This is a genomic window from Vibrio sp. TRT 17S01 (assembly GCF_050113695.1).
In the GTDB taxonomy this organism is placed as follows: domain Bacteria; phylum Pseudomonadota; class Gammaproteobacteria; order Enterobacterales; family Vibrionaceae; genus Vibrio.
This window is the reverse complement of record NZ_JBNJOG010000001.1, coordinates 631,954-648,592: the sequence shown is the minus strand read 5'-3', so window position 1 is coordinate 648,592 and position 16,639 is coordinate 631,954. Positions and strand designations below refer to the sequence as shown.

At 42.9% G+C, this 16,639-nt stretch carries 18 protein-coding genes; 7 read left to right on the top strand and 11 right to left on the bottom strand.

The window, feature by feature from the left end:
• Positions 1-7: 7 nt before the first annotated feature.
• From ACQEXS_RS02970 to ACQEXS_RS02950, 5 genes are all read right to left on the bottom strand, one after another.
• Positions 8-892 (bottom strand): carbohydrate ABC transporter permease, encoded by an 885-nt coding sequence (locus ACQEXS_RS02970; RefSeq protein ID WP_427012779.1) that lies wholly within the window; start codon positions 890-892, stop codon positions 8-10.
• Position 893: 1 nt separating this feature from the next.
• Complete coding sequence (locus ACQEXS_RS02965; RefSeq protein ID WP_427012778.1) at positions 894-1,883, bottom strand: carbohydrate ABC transporter permease; 990 nt, start codon at positions 1,881-1,883, stop codon at positions 894-896.
• A gap of 60 nt (positions 1,884-1,943) precedes the next feature.
• Positions 1,944-3,191, bottom strand: coding sequence for an ABC transporter substrate-binding protein (locus ACQEXS_RS02960; RefSeq protein WP_427012777.1), 1,248 nt, complete (start codon positions 3,189-3,191; stop codon positions 1,944-1,946).
• 22 nt (positions 3,192-3,213) lie between these two features.
• On the bottom strand, positions 3,214-4,218 hold the full coding sequence (locus ACQEXS_RS02955) for a LacI family DNA-binding transcriptional regulator (RefSeq protein WP_427012776.1): 1,005 nt from the start codon (positions 4,216-4,218) through the stop codon (positions 3,214-3,216).
• Between the two features lie 361 nt (positions 4,219-4,579).
• Positions 4,580-4,849 (bottom strand): DksA/TraR family C4-type zinc finger protein, encoded by a 270-nt coding sequence (locus ACQEXS_RS02950; protein WP_427012775.1) that lies wholly within the window; start codon positions 4,847-4,849, stop codon positions 4,580-4,582.
• A gap of 323 nt (positions 4,850-5,172) precedes the next feature.
• Here ACQEXS_RS02950 and pilW point away from each other — a divergent pair, with 323 nt between their 5' ends.
• Positions 5,173-5,886 carry a type IV pilus biogenesis/stability protein PilW gene (gene pilW / locus ACQEXS_RS02945; protein WP_367988967.1) on the top strand — a complete coding sequence of 238 codons (714 nt, stop codon included), beginning with the start codon at positions 5,173-5,175 and terminating at the stop codon, positions 5,884-5,886.
• A gap of 185 nt (positions 5,887-6,071) precedes the next feature.
• On the top strand, positions 6,072-7,853 hold the full coding sequence (locus ACQEXS_RS02940; RefSeq protein WP_427012774.1) for a patatin-like phospholipase family protein: 1,782 nt from the start codon (positions 6,072-6,074) through the stop codon (positions 7,851-7,853).
• A gap of 59 nt (positions 7,854-7,912) precedes the next feature.
• Here ACQEXS_RS02940 and ACQEXS_RS02935 read toward each other — a convergent pair whose 3' ends face one another.
• From ACQEXS_RS02935 to ACQEXS_RS02920, 4 genes are all read right to left on the bottom strand, one after another.
• Positions 7,913-8,296 (bottom strand): VOC family protein, encoded by a 384-nt coding sequence (locus ACQEXS_RS02935; protein WP_367988966.1) that lies wholly within the window; start codon positions 8,294-8,296, stop codon positions 7,913-7,915.
• Positions 8,297-8,389: 93 nt separating this feature from the next.
• Positions 8,390-8,581, bottom strand: a complete 192-nt coding sequence (locus ACQEXS_RS02930) for a hypothetical protein (RefSeq protein ID WP_427010120.1) — start codon at positions 8,579-8,581, stop codon at positions 8,390-8,392.
• Between the two features lie 35 nt (positions 8,582-8,616).
• Positions 8,617-9,672 (bottom strand): 23S rRNA (adenine(1618)-N(6))-methyltransferase RlmF, encoded by a 1,056-nt coding sequence (gene rlmF, locus ACQEXS_RS02925; RefSeq protein WP_427012773.1) that lies wholly within the window; start codon positions 9,670-9,672, stop codon positions 8,617-8,619.
• Positions 9,672-10,172 carry a M48 family metallopeptidase gene (locus ACQEXS_RS02920; RefSeq protein ID WP_427012772.1) on the bottom strand — a complete coding sequence of 167 codons (501 nt, stop codon included), beginning with the start codon at positions 10,170-10,172 and terminating at the stop codon, positions 9,672-9,674. Before ACQEXS_RS02920 ends, rlmF begins: the two co-directional genes overlap by 1 nt.
• Before the next feature lie 103 nt (positions 10,173-10,275).
• Here ACQEXS_RS02920 and ACQEXS_RS02915 point away from each other — a divergent pair, with 103 nt between their 5' ends.
• Positions 10,276-10,506: a glutaredoxin family protein gene (locus ACQEXS_RS02915; protein WP_367988963.1), complete on the top strand. Its 231-nt coding sequence runs from the start codon at positions 10,276-10,278 to the stop codon at positions 10,504-10,506.
• 3 nt (positions 10,507-10,509) lie between these two features.
• Here ACQEXS_RS02915 and ACQEXS_RS02910 read toward each other — a convergent pair whose 3' ends face one another.
• Complete coding sequence (locus tag ACQEXS_RS02910) at positions 10,510-11,379, bottom strand: LysR family transcriptional regulator (RefSeq protein ID WP_427012771.1); 870 nt, start codon at positions 11,377-11,379, stop codon at positions 10,510-10,512.
• 100 nt (positions 11,380-11,479) lie between these two features.
• Here ACQEXS_RS02910 and ACQEXS_RS02905 point away from each other — a divergent pair, with 100 nt between their 5' ends.
• Entirely contained in the window at positions 11,480-12,688 is a 1,209-nt protein-coding gene (locus ACQEXS_RS02905; protein WP_427012770.1) for an MFS transporter, read from the top strand.
• 44 nt (positions 12,689-12,732) lie between these two features.
• Complete coding sequence (locus ACQEXS_RS02900; RefSeq protein WP_427012769.1) at positions 12,733-13,302, top strand: DUF1415 domain-containing protein; 570 nt, start codon at positions 12,733-12,735, stop codon at positions 13,300-13,302.
• 34 nt (positions 13,303-13,336) lie between these two features.
• Here ACQEXS_RS02900 and ACQEXS_RS02895 read toward each other — a convergent pair whose 3' ends face one another.
• Positions 13,337-14,407 carry a sensor domain-containing diguanylate cyclase gene (locus ACQEXS_RS02895; RefSeq protein WP_427012768.1) on the bottom strand — a complete coding sequence of 357 codons (1,071 nt, stop codon included), beginning with the start codon at positions 14,405-14,407 and terminating at the stop codon, positions 13,337-13,339.
• 171 nt (positions 14,408-14,578) lie between these two features.
• Between ACQEXS_RS02895 and ACQEXS_RS02890 the strand changes: the two genes are divergently transcribed.
• Positions 14,579-15,154, top strand: a complete 576-nt coding sequence (locus tag ACQEXS_RS02890; protein WP_427012767.1) for a nucleoside triphosphate pyrophosphohydrolase family protein — start codon at positions 14,579-14,581, stop codon at positions 15,152-15,154.
• Positions 15,155-15,394: 240 nt separating this feature from the next.
• Positions 15,395-16,603, top strand: coding sequence for an EAL and HDOD domain-containing protein (locus ACQEXS_RS02885; RefSeq protein ID WP_427012766.1), 1,209 nt, complete (start codon positions 15,395-15,397; stop codon positions 16,601-16,603).
• Positions 16,604-16,639 lie beyond the last annotated feature (36 nt).

Genomic DNA, 16,639 nt, shown 5'->3' with positions numbered 1-16,639 from the left:
AGACCTTTTAACCTTTAACAGCGCCTGACGTCAGGCCGCTGATCATTTGTTTGGATGCAAATAGATAAGTCACGACAAGAGGGAGAATCGAAATGGTTGTCCCCAACATTACTGCTCCCCATGGTGTATTTGGAATGCCCTGCACGCTTCGCAGTGCCTGAGTAATCACATAGTTTTCTGGGGTTGTTAGCACCACTAACGGCTGCATAAACATGTTCCAGAAGAAGACGAACTGCACAATAGCAAGCGTTGCCAGAGCTGGTTTCATCAGCGGAAGCACCACGCTCCAGTAGGTTCTGAACTCACCCGCACCATCGAGCTTCGCCGCTTCTAATAGCTCTTTAGGGATAGAAGCCACCACGTGCTGACGCATCAAGAAAATACCAAATGGCGTGGTGGTGAACGGGAGCCATACCGCGAGATGGTTATCGAGCAAGCCGAGGAACTTCACAATCATAAAGTAAGGAATCAAGCTCAATACTGGCGGAATCATCATCGAGCCAACCAACATACCAAACAGCACGTTTTTGCCTTTGAACTTGTACACCGCAAAGGCATAGCCACCCATGCTACAAAACAGCAGTGAAATCGTAGTGCCTAGGAACGCGATGTAGATGGAGTTAAACATTGCCTGCCAGAAAGGCATGATTTCCAGTAGTTTTGCGTAGTTGACCGCTAAGCTGTCGCCAATGGCAAAGCTAATCCCAGAGCCAAAGATTTCGGTACGATCACGAGTTGATAGCAACGCCGACCAAATAAACGGGAATACCGTCATGATGGCAGAAACAATCAGGATTGAGCCGAGCATCACCATCAATACTTTGGTGAAGATCTCGATGCTGCGATCGCTAAGACGCCAACGCTGCGCCGCAGGTAAAGTGTTAGTACGCATCTTATTGCTCCCCTAGACCTTTCTTACCGAAGAAGAAGAATTGAACCACTGTACAGCCTGCAATCAAGGTAAAGAGCAGCCATGAAATTGCTGACGCTGTACCCATTTCTAACCATTCCCAACCCACTTTGTAGAGGTACATAGAGATGGTTAAGCCAGACTGACCCGTACCACCCGTACCGCGCGTTAGAACGAAGGGTTCTTCGAACAACTGCAAGTTACCGATGATGGTCATGGTGACCGCAAAGAAGATGAATGGACGAATCATTGGCAGCGAAATACTCCAGAATCGACGCCATGCGTTTGCACCGTCCATGCGTGCCGCTTCTAAGATGTCTTTAGGAATCGTCATCAAACCAGTGGTGTAAAGCACGATGTTGAAACCGGTATATTTCCAGAACACCATGATGGCGATGGAAGGCTTAACCATGGTCGCGTCATCTAACCAACGGATTGGCTGGAAGTCGTTCACCCAAGAGAATGCCCAACCAAACAAGGTGCAGTCTGCCAGTGCCATCAAGCTTTGGTTGATGATGCCCGAATTTGGCGAGTACATGTTGAAGAAGATAAGCGACGCTGCCACCGTAGAGGTGATAAACGGTAGAAAGTAAGCCGATGTCAGCCAATGACGAAAACGGTCTCCCAGTGACACCAAAATGTACGCCACAGGTAAAGCAACTAAGTGCTGAGCCACGCCCGATGTAATGGCTAGCCAAAGCGTGTTCTTCAATGAGCGCCACAGCCATGGGTCTGTCAGTGCAATGTGGTAGTTTTCGACCCCCACATAATCCATCGCCCCCAACCCCTCGACTGGGTTCCACTCATGAAAAGAAAGAAAAATAGAAAACAGTAACGGAAAAATTCCGAACACTGAAAAGATGATCAAAAACGGCAGTAGGAATCCATACGGTGTAAGCGCTTTCAAATCTAAATAAGAAAAAATGCGCTTACGCTCAGGATCTGCCGTAACCTTACTCGCAGTGTGATTCATAATAACAACCTCTTATTAGGAGGGCGTAATGCCCTCCCTGCTTACCAAATAGCTGAGTGCTTATAAGTTGCGAGTACGACGTTTAATCATGCGCTCTGCTTCTTTCAATGCAGTCTTAATGTCTTTGCCTTCGTCCAACACTTCCATCAGCGCATTTTCTAAGATGATAGAGCGTGCCACGTGATCACCTTTAGCTGGCGCTACTGGCTTGATGTTCTTTGCCACCTCAGCAAACAACAAACGCGCTTGCTGGCCACCTAAGAACTCGATTTTCTCTTCGAACATTGGGTCATCGTAAGTGGTTGTGTTGGCAGGGAATGCGGCAATGGTTTCAAAGTGCTTAAGTTGGATATCGCGCTTAGTTGTCATGTATTCGATCAGCTTCCAAGCTTCATCTTGGTGCTTAGATTGGGTAGGAATCGATAGAAATGAACCGCCCCAGCTACCGTAAATGCCATTTGGAAGATTAGAAACACCCCAACTACCCGCTGTTTCTGGTGCAATCCAGTTGTTTAGGTGACCAAGTAGCCAAGCACCTGAAAGCTGAGTCGCAAATGTGCCGTTACGGAAACCTTCATACCATTCGTTTGACCACGCAAGAATACGACCGTCCAAACCTTTGTCGCGGATCTCTTTCGCCACTTCAAACGCATGAACAAAGCGCTCAGAGGTCACAACAGGATTGCCATCTTTATCGAAGTACAGACCTTCACCTTCAGGAACGGTGGTAAAAATGATTGCTTGTGCCACATCCGCAGCAGAAGCAATCAACTGAACATTTTGCTGTTTAAGCTTTTCACCAGCGGCGATATAAGAATCCCAATCTTTGATCGCTTGATTGACATCGATACCTGCTTTTTCGAAAACATCTGCACGGTAGTACATCACGCCAGGACCTAGATCAACGGGCATGCCGTAAACATCACCATCCGCGCCTTTTCCCTGCATCCACGCATATGCAGCAAAGCTTTCTGCGTATTTATCTGCCCCATACTTTTCAGACAGATTGACCAGACCACCCGACGCTACAAATGGGCCTATTTTTTCCACATCAACAACAATCACATCACCCGCACCAGAGCCCGTCGCCAAGTTGGTTGTTAACTTGGTATGGTGGTCACCATGGTTGTTCATTAGGTAATCCACCTTGATGCCTGTTTCTTTCTCGAAGTCTGGTAGCAACACTTTCAAGCTACTATCAAAATCAGGAAAGCCATCAAAGCGAATTTTGGTATCATCAGCCGCATTCACCGTTGCAACAACACCCAAAGCAGTAGTCATGGCAAGCGTCAAAGTTTTCAGTTTCATGTTATTGTCCTTAATTATCGTTTTATAGAGTATGGAGTTCCTTGACAGAACTTCTTGGCACTAAATTAGGTGACAGTTTGAAGTTCACATCTCGTTGGTTTTTATTGAGAATTTGAATCACTAGCCGGACAGCTTCCGCACTCATTTGCTCAATAGGAAAGTTAATGGTGGTTAAGGCAGGTGTAAGGTAACGCGCGAACAGGATGTCGTCGAAACCCACTAGTGAGATGCTATCTGGCACTGATATACCATCAGCTTTTAAAACCTCATAAGCCCCAAATGCCATGTGATCATTGCAAGCAAATACGGCTGTAAAAACGCTTTCACGTTTCAGCAATTTATGCATTGCCCTGCTCCCTGACTCTTCAGTAAAGCCGGCCTCGGACACCAACGCTTCGTCATACAAGATTTCCGCCTCTTCAAGAGCCTTGCGATAACCTTGTAGACGCCCCCGAGCGTCAGATCTGTCCAGAGGTCCGGTAATGCACGCTATGTTACGATGCCCCATTCGCAACAAATATTCAGTTGCCATTCGGCCACCAAATTCGTTATCGATCTCGATGCAATTGTGCGCTATTTCCGGGATATACCGGTTCACCAGAACCAACGGAGTTCCCCTTTCACCTAGGTCAATCAAATAGTCGTCAGAAAGGCTTTGTGTATGCAAAATCATGGCATCCACTCGACGACTTAATAAAAACTCAACCGATTCACGCTGGCTTTGCTCGGTATTTGAACCTGCGGTTACCACAACGTGGTAGCCCATACGGCGCAAACGTTCTTCAATACTGTGCAAAATTCCTGAATAAAATGGCCCACCCAATTCAGGAACGATGATGCCAATACTGCCCGTACGGCTCGAAGCTAAAGCTTGCGCAATGGAATTCGGGCGATAACCCAGCGCTTGAATCGCTTTTTCGACTTTAAGCTTTTTGTCATGGTTCACGCGGCACGTACCATTGATGACTCTAGAAACGGTCGCTTGAGAAACACCTGCATATTCAGATACATCTTTAATTGTTGTCACAAGACACCTCATCTCAAGCCTCACACTGCAAGTTTCAACTGTTTCGAAACCGCTTTCATGAGCCGGATTATTGAGGATTCATAACTAGTTTAGCGTGAGTAATATCACACTGGATTTGAGGGTAAATTGAGTAATTTGATAAAAAATGAAGCGACTTACAGTTTTGCTCATGCTCATGAAACTGTTTCATAGCGACAGCTCGAGCAAGTTTTTAAGGAAATAAAAAGCCTCTACTAAGGAGGGCCAAAAGAGTCAGAATGTATAGAAACATCATTACTATTTAGCTTTCGGCACAAGATGAGTAGTGGTAAAAAAGGTACAAAATCCATCAGATTTTGTACCTTATTGAAGTGAAACTTTGCTAACGTAGTTGGCTGTCTTTACTCGCTCGACGATTAAAAAGAGTTAAAGCCTTTTCACGAGCATCTTCTTTTTCCTGACACTCAATACATAGCTCGACGCCCGGTATGATTTTTCTTCGAGCACTTGGAATACGCTCACTACATTCCAAACAAAATTCCGTGTCATTATGTTCTTGGTTTAAATGTGCACGAGCACGTTTGATTGCATCAATAACAGTGGCATCGATTTGATCTTGAACGCCACCATCTTTTGTAAATCCATTCGCCATCATGGCCTCCACATATAATGAATGACTGGACGCACATTATGGATTACAACCTATTTGGTGATAATAACTAAAAATTTGAATCACTATTACAATAGAGTAAAAATAATCATAGTTAACCCATAGGCTTACGCTTAGTGCTCTTCTCTCCAAGTCGCTGTCTGTTTGAATACACATTCGGGCAAACATCCATTTCAAGTAAAATACAGCGCCCCATTTTTTCTTTTTACATCATATTGATAACTCACTCGCATTGCCTTTCGGCAAAACTCCCATTGTTACTTGAACACCATAAACTAGCCTCAGCAGAATATTTGGGGGTTACGATGAAAAAATGGACATCACTAATACTGGCATCGACGCTAGTCGGTTGTGTGACGGTAGAAACAACTGATTCACCAGAAATTGTTTCCAATCCCAAAGAAAAAGCCGAAGCACGCATCGCCTTAGGTATGGGTTACCTAGAACAAGGTAATATGGTGAAGGCAAGAGAAAACCTTGAAAAAGCCTTAAAACATTACCCTGGTTACTATCGCGCTCAACTCTCTTTGGCGCATTACTACGAAAAAGTTGGCGAAGATGAATCAGCAAACTCGCTATACAAAAAGTCCTTAAGACAGAACCCCAGCAACGGTAATGTGCTGAACAACTACGGTACGTTCTTGTGCAAACAAGGGGAGTACGAACAAGCGGACCGCTACTTTAATCGCGCTATCGAGCAGCCATACTACTACCTCATTTCTGCTAGCTACGAAAATGCAGCATTCTGCGCACTCAAAGCAGGAGAAACTGAGAAAGCCAAAAACTACTTTACTCGTACTCTCGATCACGATCCAAACCGTGTTCGCTCTATTCTTTATCTAGCGAAGTTGGAAATCGATGCGGGCAGTTACAAAGAAGCGCGAATTCGTTTAATGCAGTTCCATCAACGTTATGGCGTACAAAAAGCATCGCTCGGATTGCTCGCAGAGTTGGAGCAAAAAGCAGGAAATGAAGCTTTGGAGAAAAAATATCGTAAGCAGTTGGCTGCTTTAAGTTAATCATCAATACCCACATGCATTCTGACTCTTATTAAAGGGTCGGAATGTGTGACAAACAACAGAGTTCTTATTTCTTTCCAGCGACCACCACGTGATTGATCTCTTTATTCTTTTACTTCCTCCCTTTTAAATATAATTCCATATCTATTCTTAAACTTAGGTACATAAATCAATAAGGGAATTATATGTTAGTCAAAGCTAGGAACCTTTCTTATTCTCTCAACCTTGCCACAGTTTTCGTATTACTTATCTCGGGCTGTGCAGGAGTTGAAAACGCATCAGAGCCAGAACCAAAGTCATTCGATCAAATTAAGCAGAGTGAATTACAGTACTACGACCCTCAACAAAGCATTGGCCTCGCTCTTTCCGGTGGAGGAACACGATCTGCGTCATTTCATATTGGCGTTTTAGCTGGGCTTAATCAGATATCTCATCTTGAAAATATCGATATCATCTCCTCTGTATCTGGCGGTTCATACGCAGCCTACTGGTATTTCTCAAAACTGTATTATCAAAGTCTTTATGATACCAATGACTCGCCAAATGACTTATTCAGTTTTTGTTATTCAAACCCAGAGGTTTTAGATGAAGGGGATATCAAATGCACAAACGATGCGACTAAGGAACGCCGCTTCCAACGCCATTTATCCAATAATTCATTAATTCTCAAAAAACACGCATTAGGCTCCCAAGAAGATAACGATATACATTTTGGCCACTTCATCCCTATAGCACTTCGTACAATAGTTGAAGCCCCCACAAGTAATGTTCTCGAATTTTTTGGTAGTGACAATAACTTGTACTCAGCACGAGACTATTATCGAGAAGGGCTAGAGCGCACCTATGGCCTATACCCTGCGCCCACAAACACTAAAGGATTTATGAAAGAAAGCTTTTTGGGAGAAGACGATTCACTTTATCGCTCTCAAACTGGGCATAAATACCGGGCGGAAAGTCTGTATTTACTAGAATTTCAGAAACAGCTTTATTCTGAGCCGAATCAAAATAACACCCCTCCACTATGGGTTATCAACACAACCGTGGCTCCTTCTAATGATTTTAGGTTTACTAGGCTCTATACCAACCCATATAAAACAGAACCTTTCAGCAATAGTATTTATGAGATAACACCTTTTTCGGTCGGTTCTGGTACGACTGGGTATTTGTCTATCTCAGATGCAAACAAAATGCATTGCCAACTGATGGGAGATGGAAATCATTGCTTACGCACAATTTCTGATTATGTTGCCCTTTCTGGAGCTGCTGTTGATGTGACACCTTATACCGGCTTCGGCGGTACAATCGGGCTAACCTTAGCAAGCATTTTAGGAATTGAATTGGGAGATTATTCTCTTAACCCAACCGAGTATTCTCAACCAGCGTATCTTTCAGATGGCGGTCATTCCGACAATTTAGGGGCATATTCTCTTATTAAGCGCGGTGTTAAAAAGATCATCATCTCTGACGCAGAAAAGGACAGTAAGGGAGAAGCGGAAGGATTACGACGACTAGCCAAACAGCTTATGGGGGAAGGTAAAAAAATCGTTTTCTACCACGGAAAAGATAAGAAACCAATCGAAGAGCTCAATAGTTGCCTTTACTCGGACGATTCTCAATGCATGACGATAGCATACGACGAACGACCAGATTCAAAACGTAAAGCTCGTGATTGGGAACTAGAACCCGTACTTAGAGCAAACGTACAAGCCTCCGACGGTACTATACTGCACCAGATTTATTACATTAAGTTGCGAGCGCTAGATCGATACCGTCAAGAAGCCCAGCAGTTAGGATACGTACCCTACTCCAACGGAACCACTTACCTAATTAGCAATGAAAATGATACTGACCGCTTTCCCCACGTTTCAACTATGGATATTAACTTCAGTCCGACTCAATATTTTGCCTATTTCAACACAGGACGTTTTTACGGAAAAGTGTTAAAAAACTATTTAGAAGAGTACTAACACGGTGTGATTTATAAGGGAGGATTCCTCCCTTTTTAACGATTTAAGCAAGCTATTTATCAAGCTGGTACTGGACTACAGATCTCAACTAAAAAGCCATTAATGTCATGTACATAAGCTGTTGTTTGCCCCCATGGCATTTCTTGTACGGGTTGAACAAGTTGGGCGCCCGCAGCTAAAGCTCGTTCCAGAGCTTCTGAAACATTTTCTGTTTCGAATGCAATTTCAAAAGTAGGTGCTGAGGCACATGGAGGTACGGCTCCTTTCCCCAGACTTTTCATCAGCTCAAGTGAACAAAAAGATAATGTAACTTCGCCAGTATCCAGCTCACCATAGTCGCCTTCTTCAAGGACCATTGCTCTTTTCAGTTGGAAAGCTTGCTCATAAAACTCTATCGTTTTTAAAACACTGTCTACATAGAGTATGGTGTATTTAAGTTTCATCTTGTTTTCACCTCCTGTTTGCCTGAACATTCAGTGTACTCAACTAGTTAAATATTTATTGAATCTTCACGACAAATTTGACATCAAATGAGGCTATTTTTTTCGTTTCGTGTAATGCGTCTGGCGACGCTTACGAACGCGTTGGGCACGTTGAATTTTGCGGTATTCGAGAAACAAAATACGGATGAAGCCAATAAGCCCCAGAATAAACAGGCCGGCAAATAAGAAAAGAAAACTGTCACAAATCCAAGCAGGTTCGCAAGGCATATAGATCTCAAATTCCATATGCCCTCCTTTATCAATTCCCTAATAACAAAAGCTTAGCACTTAACCTTTAACCACTGTTTGCGCTGCTCGGCGGTTTTGAACGTCCATGCCATAAATCGACTGATTTTTTGACCTTGACTCATCTCAACAACAACGGCTTCCACAGCACCACATTTCTCTAAGTTCTTACGAAGCCAGCGAACATTCTCTTTCTTTGAGATCAACGTCGTGAACCACAATACTTGCTCAGCAAACTGTTTACTTTCAAACGCCATGTTCTTAATGAAAGCCGCCTCACCACCCGGGCACCATAACTCAGCATTTTGACCACCGAAATTAAGACTAGTCGATTTTTCTTTCGACTGAGCCTGACCACGCTTTGATTTGTTTGCTTTTAAGTTGTTATTTTTTCGCAGCGTACCTTGCTGGGCTTCTTCCATTGACTTATGGAATGGCGGATTACATGTTGTTACATCGAAGAATTCGTCGGGTTGAATGATCCCTTTGAAAAAATGACGACTGTCGTTTTGCAATCGACACTCAACCTTGCCATTAAGTCCTTTGTTACTCGCAGCAATCGCATTTGCAGCTTTGATCGATTTAGGGTCAACGTCGCTACCAACGTATTGCCAGCCATATTCTGTTGTCGCCACGATAGGATAAATGCAATTGGCACCGACACCGACATCTAGCGCTCGTAGTCGGTTATGCTTAATCCCTTTGCACTCTTTATTCACAAGCTCTGCTAAACGATGAATGTAATCTGCGCGTCCGGGAATCGGCGGACATAGATATCCTTGAGGGATATCCCAAAACTCAATGTCATAGTGATGGGTTAACAACGCCTTGTTCAATAATTTCACCGCCAGAGGATCTGAAAAGTTAATACTCTTTTCCCCTTTGGGATTTCGGATCACATGCTTACTTAGTTCAGGCAGCGCTTTGATTAACTCATCAAAATCGTAACGGCCAACATGTGGGTTGCGCGCATGTAGCCCTGCTTTTCCCTTCACTTGGGTAAACTTCATTGTCAATTTTGTAGCTTGAGAAGCAGTACCCTTTTTTTGCGTTGCAGGCTTGGTTTTGGCGTTGTTGTTAGTATTCTTCATTATTTTTCTTTCGTTTCCAGATAAATCATAAACAAACGAGCATCGAGCTCAAGTTGGTGATAATCCGGCTCCATATGACAACAGAGCTGATAAAAGGCTTTGTTGTGTTCTTTCTCTTTCAGATGTGCTAACTCATGCACCACGAGCATTCGTAACAATGGCTCAGGCGCATTGCGAAACATATTAGCGATACGAATTTCATTTTTGGCTTTAATTTTGTTCCCATGAACACGGGATGCATAGGTGTGAAGCCCTAACGCATTATTGATCAGATGAATTTTTCCGTCGTACACCACTTTGCTCAGCGGCGCCGTTTTCTTCATATAGCGATTTTTGATCTCAATAGCGTATTCAAACAGCGCTTTTTCACTTTTGATGGTGTGATTTTGCGGGTAGCGTTTTTCAAACCAAGCTTCAAGACGACCACTGTCTACCAATTGCTCGACTTGAGAAACAATGTGCTCAGGGTAACCTTGAATGTATCGAAGTGCAGGATGCATAGCGTGCGGGTGTCAGTTGAAAGGGCGTCAGTTTACCTGAATCACGCTTGCCATTCACTGTCTTTTCGTTACACTCCCCGGCTAAAAGCTAGAGGATCAACCAATGAAAAGACTGGTACTGTACGTAAAAGATAAATGTCCACACTGTAAAGATGCGCAGCGCTATCTTGACTCTAAAGGTTATAAATACCGTCTAACAAATGCGAAAATGCAACGTGGTCGCAAAGAATTAGATGCGATTGGAGCTCGCTCACTACCTGTATTGAAGATTGGTGATCGTTACATGGTTGGCTGGAATCCAAATAACTTTGAGAAGATATACAACGGAAAATAGGGTCTACACATAGCGTTTTACAAATTCGATAAACGTCCGATCTGCGATCGACAGATAACCGTCTTTTCTCCATGCTAAAGCAAGGTCAAAAACTACAGGGGTAGTAAATGGCACCCCTACTACATCCGGTTCATTGTTCGCCACCAAATCCAGCAAAGCTGTAATCGCAAATTCATGCTTCACAATACTTAAAATCATCGGCAGCAAATTACTTTCAAAGGAGAGCTGCAAGTCACTGTTGTTTTGAACAGCCATCTGCTCTAAAAAGTCCCGGTGGAAATAACCGGGTTTAAACATCACCAGCTCTTGACCAAAAAAAGTCTTAAAGTCGACTGTATCTTGCTGAGCAAGCTCGTGCTCTTTGCCCACGACTGCAACCATCTCGGCAGACAACAAATGATCCGATTCCAAATCGTCTGTGACATCATCACCAACGATAACCGCAATATCCAGTTCTCCCTCAAACAACATTTTCTTTAGTGAACGCGTTCCGGCATCAACTAAAGTGAGCTTTAAGTTGGGATAGCGCGACTTAAATGCCATTAAGATTTCTGGAAAAAAGTAAGACCCCATCATACTTGGAGCCCCGAGCCGAACTTCTCCTTTTTCTAACCCTTTAAGCTCGTCCATCGCCAGTTTTGCATCGTCAATTTGTTGGATGATCCGCTTGGCATGCTCGTATAACAGCTCACCTTCATTGGTTAACGTGACTTTTCTGTCTTCGCGTTTGAATAACTCAAAGCCTAATTGCTGTTCAAATTTTTTAATCGATATGCTCAGCGCTGGCTGGGCAATATGCAGTGCTTTTGCTGCGTGGGTAAAGTTACAGTGCTCAGCGACTGCGACAAAGTGGTTGAGGTGTTTCGAGTCCATTTAACTAGATCAAAAATATATCATAATCATATTTTTAATATATTTTATATATTCCATGCTTGCTGATAATTTGATCACGTTCCTCACTTAAGGTGCTCCTATGATCGAATCCGGCTCTAAAGCCTACAAGAAAATTACACTCAGTTTAGCGCTGGGCTCATTTTTGGTCTTTTGTAATCTCTATCTTTTACAGCCTATGTTACCGCTGCTAGCAAAGCACTTTGTCGTGTCTGAAACTCAGATTAATTGGGTATTTGCTGCTACGACATTGACACTGGCGGTATCCCTTGTCCCTTGGGCGGTTTGCTCGGAAATATATGGACGCCGAAACGTCATGTTGATAGGGCTATATGCCTTGCCAGCAATTGGCTTGTGTATGTCACTCACTGATTCGTTAATTATGCTGGTTTTATTTCGCGCATTACTTGGCCTTGCCTTAGCGGCTTTTGCTTCGGTCGCGGTAGCATATATGGCAGAAGAATTATCTGAAAAAGCATTTTCCCTCGCCATTGGTGGTTATATAGCGGCAAACTCACTGGGTGGGATTAGTGGTCGAATTGCTGGTGGAACGTTGGCTGACTTATTGAGTTGGGAAGCTGCCGTATTGATTATGGCTACTCTCACGTTGCTTTGCGCCGTGTGCGTACAACTATGGCTGCCGAAACAAAAAAACTTTAAGCCACAAAAAGGCATGCTTCGGTTCCACAATCGTGCACTAGTTAAACATCTGCAAAACCAAAAGCTATGGTTCGCTATGTTAATTGGCGGCCTTAACTTCGCACTCTTTGTCAACTTGTATACTGTCATGGGTTTTCGCCTTGTAAGTGCTCCCCATTCCTTACCAATCGCGCTAGCTTCACTCATTTTCCTTTGTTATTTAGCCGGCACCGTAAGCTCTAAACTATCCGGCTCATGGTTACTACGCCACGGAGCTGTTTCAGGCATGTTGCTTGGTAGCATCATTAGCATGATGGGAATGTGGTTGGCTTACATTGATCAACTTCCTTTTATGTTAGCTGGGCTCTTATTAGTCAGCTTTGGCGCTTTTTTTACCCATACTCTGGCTTACGGATGGGTCAGCCGAAAAGCAGTTCAAGGCAAAGCCACCGCGACCGCTCTTTATTTGGTGCATTACTATATTGGCGGAAGCTTAGGTGGATTTTTCTTAATCTATCTGTGGCAACATGGCGGATGGGCTGAAGTCATTGCTGGAGGCATGATGTTATATTTGCTGATGTTTGGGCTCATCCTCAAGCTAAAACGAACTCACCAGCGCGACCAAATAAAAACACAGCCTGAAGCAATGTAATTTGTTATTCTCTGCTCAGATAACTATTTGAACACAGAAGCACAATGTCAAACACTCGCTCAACACAACATACAGAAACCATCGCTCAACAGGTCAATCAATGGCTAAATGATGTCGTCATTGGACTTAACCTATGTCCTTTTGCCGCAAAGCCTCAACGCAACAAACAGATTAAAATCTTTGTTAGCCATGCCACTTCTGAAGAAGATTTACTACAAGATATCCTAGAGCAATTCCAAGAATTAGAAACAACCCCCGTCAGTGAACTTGAAACCACTCTTGTTGCCGTGCCAGAAATGCTGCAAGACTTTTGGGATTACAATCTATTTATTGATTGGATTGAGGCGCTGATCCGCCAAGAAGGTTGGGAAGGCACTTTCCAACTCGCAACATTCCACCCTGATTACTGCTTTGCAGATGCAAACCCTGACGATGATGAAAACCTAACGAATCGTGCACCTTATCCAGTGTTTCATTTGATACGAGAAGAGAGCATGGAGAAGGTACTCAAGCATTACCCAAATCCTGAAGCAATTCCGGACACCAACATTGCTCGCGTACAGTCTCTCACGGCTGAAGAACGTAAAAAACTGTTTCCTTATTTGTTTGTTTAACACCCTTAGCTCTACAAAGGCTCTTAGGAGCCTTTTACTTTGTCACTACCGGCTCTATCTGAAAGCACTTATACACCACACAATTTCTTCCTCGTTGCTTAGCTTGGTACATGCATTCATCCGCAATTAAGATAAGTTGGTCGATCAAGCTTCTATTTTCATCTTCACTGGTATTCATTGCAAAATCAAAATCCACCGCACCAATTGAGATAGTAACAGGCTTATCGTCTAGCATGATTTTGTTCACGCATTGACATAATTCTTGTGTAAAGTGATGCCGCTGTTCAATCGTTCCTCCCGGAATCCAAATCAGAAACTCTTCACCACCAAAACGAGCGGCAACACCTTGCTCAGTTAGCTGTTCATTGAGCAACATCGCAACCTGCTGCAAGATCTCATCACCTTTCTGGTGACCATAAGTATCATTAACTTTCTTAAAGTGGTCGATATCCGCAACGGCTAATGTCCCCTTCCCGCCATACGTCCTCATATGCTCAATATCGCGCTTGAGTGTTCTAAATATACTACGGCGATTCGGTAGCATGGTCAGTGAATCAAAATTAGCCTGAAACTCTAGCTTCTCATTGAGTTTCTTTAGCTCTCGCTCTTGATTGCGGCGGATCAACTCTACCTCAATCCAAGACGCCATCAATTTAAGGATATCGAGGTCAAATTGATCAAATTTTCCCGGGTAAGGTTTAGCAGAAGAAAAGTTCAGCGTTCCAAAAACTTCGTCATCTACAAATATTGGAATGCCGATATAGGATTCAAGACCAAAGGTTTTATAAGCCGGATGGCGGGCATAGTATTCACTTTCTCCCATGTGTTCTATCGCAACAGGACCGTATGAGCGGCAAGTGATTTCACAGTAAGTATCATTAAAGTCAAATGAGTCACCGGGATTTAAGTCTACTTCTTCTGGCGTGACACAATTTAAAATCGTGTAGGTGTTACCTTCGATTTTCGAGAGTATTGCAATATCTAAGTTATATCCCTCTAACCCCATCATGAGCAATTGAGTAACTTGGATATCAAATCCTTTTTGGTAATCGTTCGTAATTTGGTACAACCCACGAATGACCCGTTCACTGTTGTTTGTTTGCATATTGTTTCCAGTGATTCACATTGTGATTGAACTCAGGCATCTCAATTCATGCCGTCCTGTTATTGCTGCACGATATCCCTATCGTTATCCAACATTTTTTCACTCTCACATAGCGACACTAACGATGCTTTGTTAGTATTGCGCGATACTAATTAAAGGCGGACTAAGCTCATGCATTTATCAAAACTGACTCAAGAAACATTCGACCACCTTTACCGCGACATTACTGAATTTCGTAGTACTTTCGATTTACCTGTCGCTTCTCCTGAAAGCTTAGACGAAAAAGCCGATACTCTGCATACTTCTTTGATTATTGAAGAATTGACAGAGCTTGCTGAAGCAGATTGTAAGACTGAACAAGCTGACGCTATTGTCGATAGCGTGTACGTATTGATGGGCCGTCTTGTGCATCTCGGACACAGTAAAGTAGAAGATAATCAATCAATTAGCTATCTCATCGATTTGCTACTTAACGTTGCCGTAAACCGTGGCATTGACTTCCTACCATGTTGGGATGAAGTCCATTCAAGCAACATGAGTAAAGTATGTCGCAATGAAAAAGAGTATGCGGACACCGAAGCTCACTATGCAGAACAAGGTATTAAGCTAATGGCGGTACAAAAAGGCGATTACATTATCGCGAAGTGTGCAGAAGATTTTGTATCAGAAGCAAAAACCATTCGCCAAGGAAAGGTATTGAAGTCGGTTTACTATCGTCCTGCTGATTTAGCAAAACTCGCTCAATAAGCACCTCCCCCGATCCAAGACCGTGAGTATTAGAATTGCTTATGGTCTTGGGTATAACTATGCAAATACTCTCCTTCCATATAAATCAGAATTCCGCTATCGTGCTAACACAGAATAACGTATTTTATTAAAAATACGGCCTAACAAGGGCCACTCAGAACTAAAATACATGTGGTGTTATTTGTAATGATTTTTTCAGTAAGCTTGTGTTAGTTACAGTAAGGTTCAAGAATCTAATATATGGATATTTTCATAGCTAGACAGCCAATTTTTGATAGAGACAGTAATGTTTACGGTTATGAATTATTGTTTCGAGACGGAAATTCAAACTCATTCCCCGACATTTCATCGCAAGTCGCAACCGAAAGTGTCGTCAAAGTAGTGTCTTCAGACTACCTCAACCTCATTGCGCAAGAAAAATATGCATTTATCAACTTCTGCAATGAATCTCTCTCTACCGCCAACATTGAATGCTTAAACTCAAATAATGTCATTGTAGAAGTTGTCGAAACCGTAGAGCCTAATTCAGCAAATTTGCAAACTGTTATTGATGTCAAAGAGAAAGGCTATAGAGTCGCATTGGATGACTTTAGCTTTCATAACAGCTGGCAAAAGTTCCTTCCGCATATCGCTATGTTAAAAGTGGATATTAGGCAGGCCACGACCAAACGAATCAACATAGCCCTATCAATCAAAGAGCGCTATCCAGATTTATTATTGGTCGCAGAAAAGGTGGAAACTAAAAAGGAATACCTGCGACTTCATGAGCTTGGGTTTGACTTATTTCAAGGATATTTCTTTGCAAAGCCTGAAGTTATTAAGTCAGAGAAAGTTTCAAATAAAATTGCCAACCTACTGAATATAGTTGCAATATTATCTGAAGAAAATTACAAAACAGATGAGATAGAGGAACTATTTAAAAATGATGCGGTTCTAATTATTAATCTGCTTTCTTTTGTTAATTCAAGCTACTTCAATAAGCGCGGTAACATTACTTCAGTTAAAGGGGCTATCTCGTTCCTCGGTAAAGATGAACTTCTAAAGTTCGTGAGCGTGGCTCTATCGCGTAGTAGTGCGTCTAAACCAACGGAGTTATCTAACTTAGCCCTGATCCGAGCTAAATTCTGTGAACACATGGCGCTTAAACAGCCCAAAAATCAATTAGCTAGTGCGACGGCTTTTTTAGTCGGGTTATTTTCTCTAGCAGACTCCATCTTAGATACGCCAATTAACGTAGTTATTGATCGACTGGCATTACCGAGAATAATGAAAGATGCCATCGTGACCAAAACAAACAATTACGGAAAACTACTGGAGACGGTACAACAATTGGAGGAAGCAAACTGGACCATGGCTGAGATGAGCTTGCGTGAATTAGGACTCACCATTGGTGATGCGGCGACCTGTTATAAAGAGTCCATAAAGTGGGTCGACTCCATTAACTACTAAGCAATAATTATTCATTTTTGAATGTATCAACAGGCT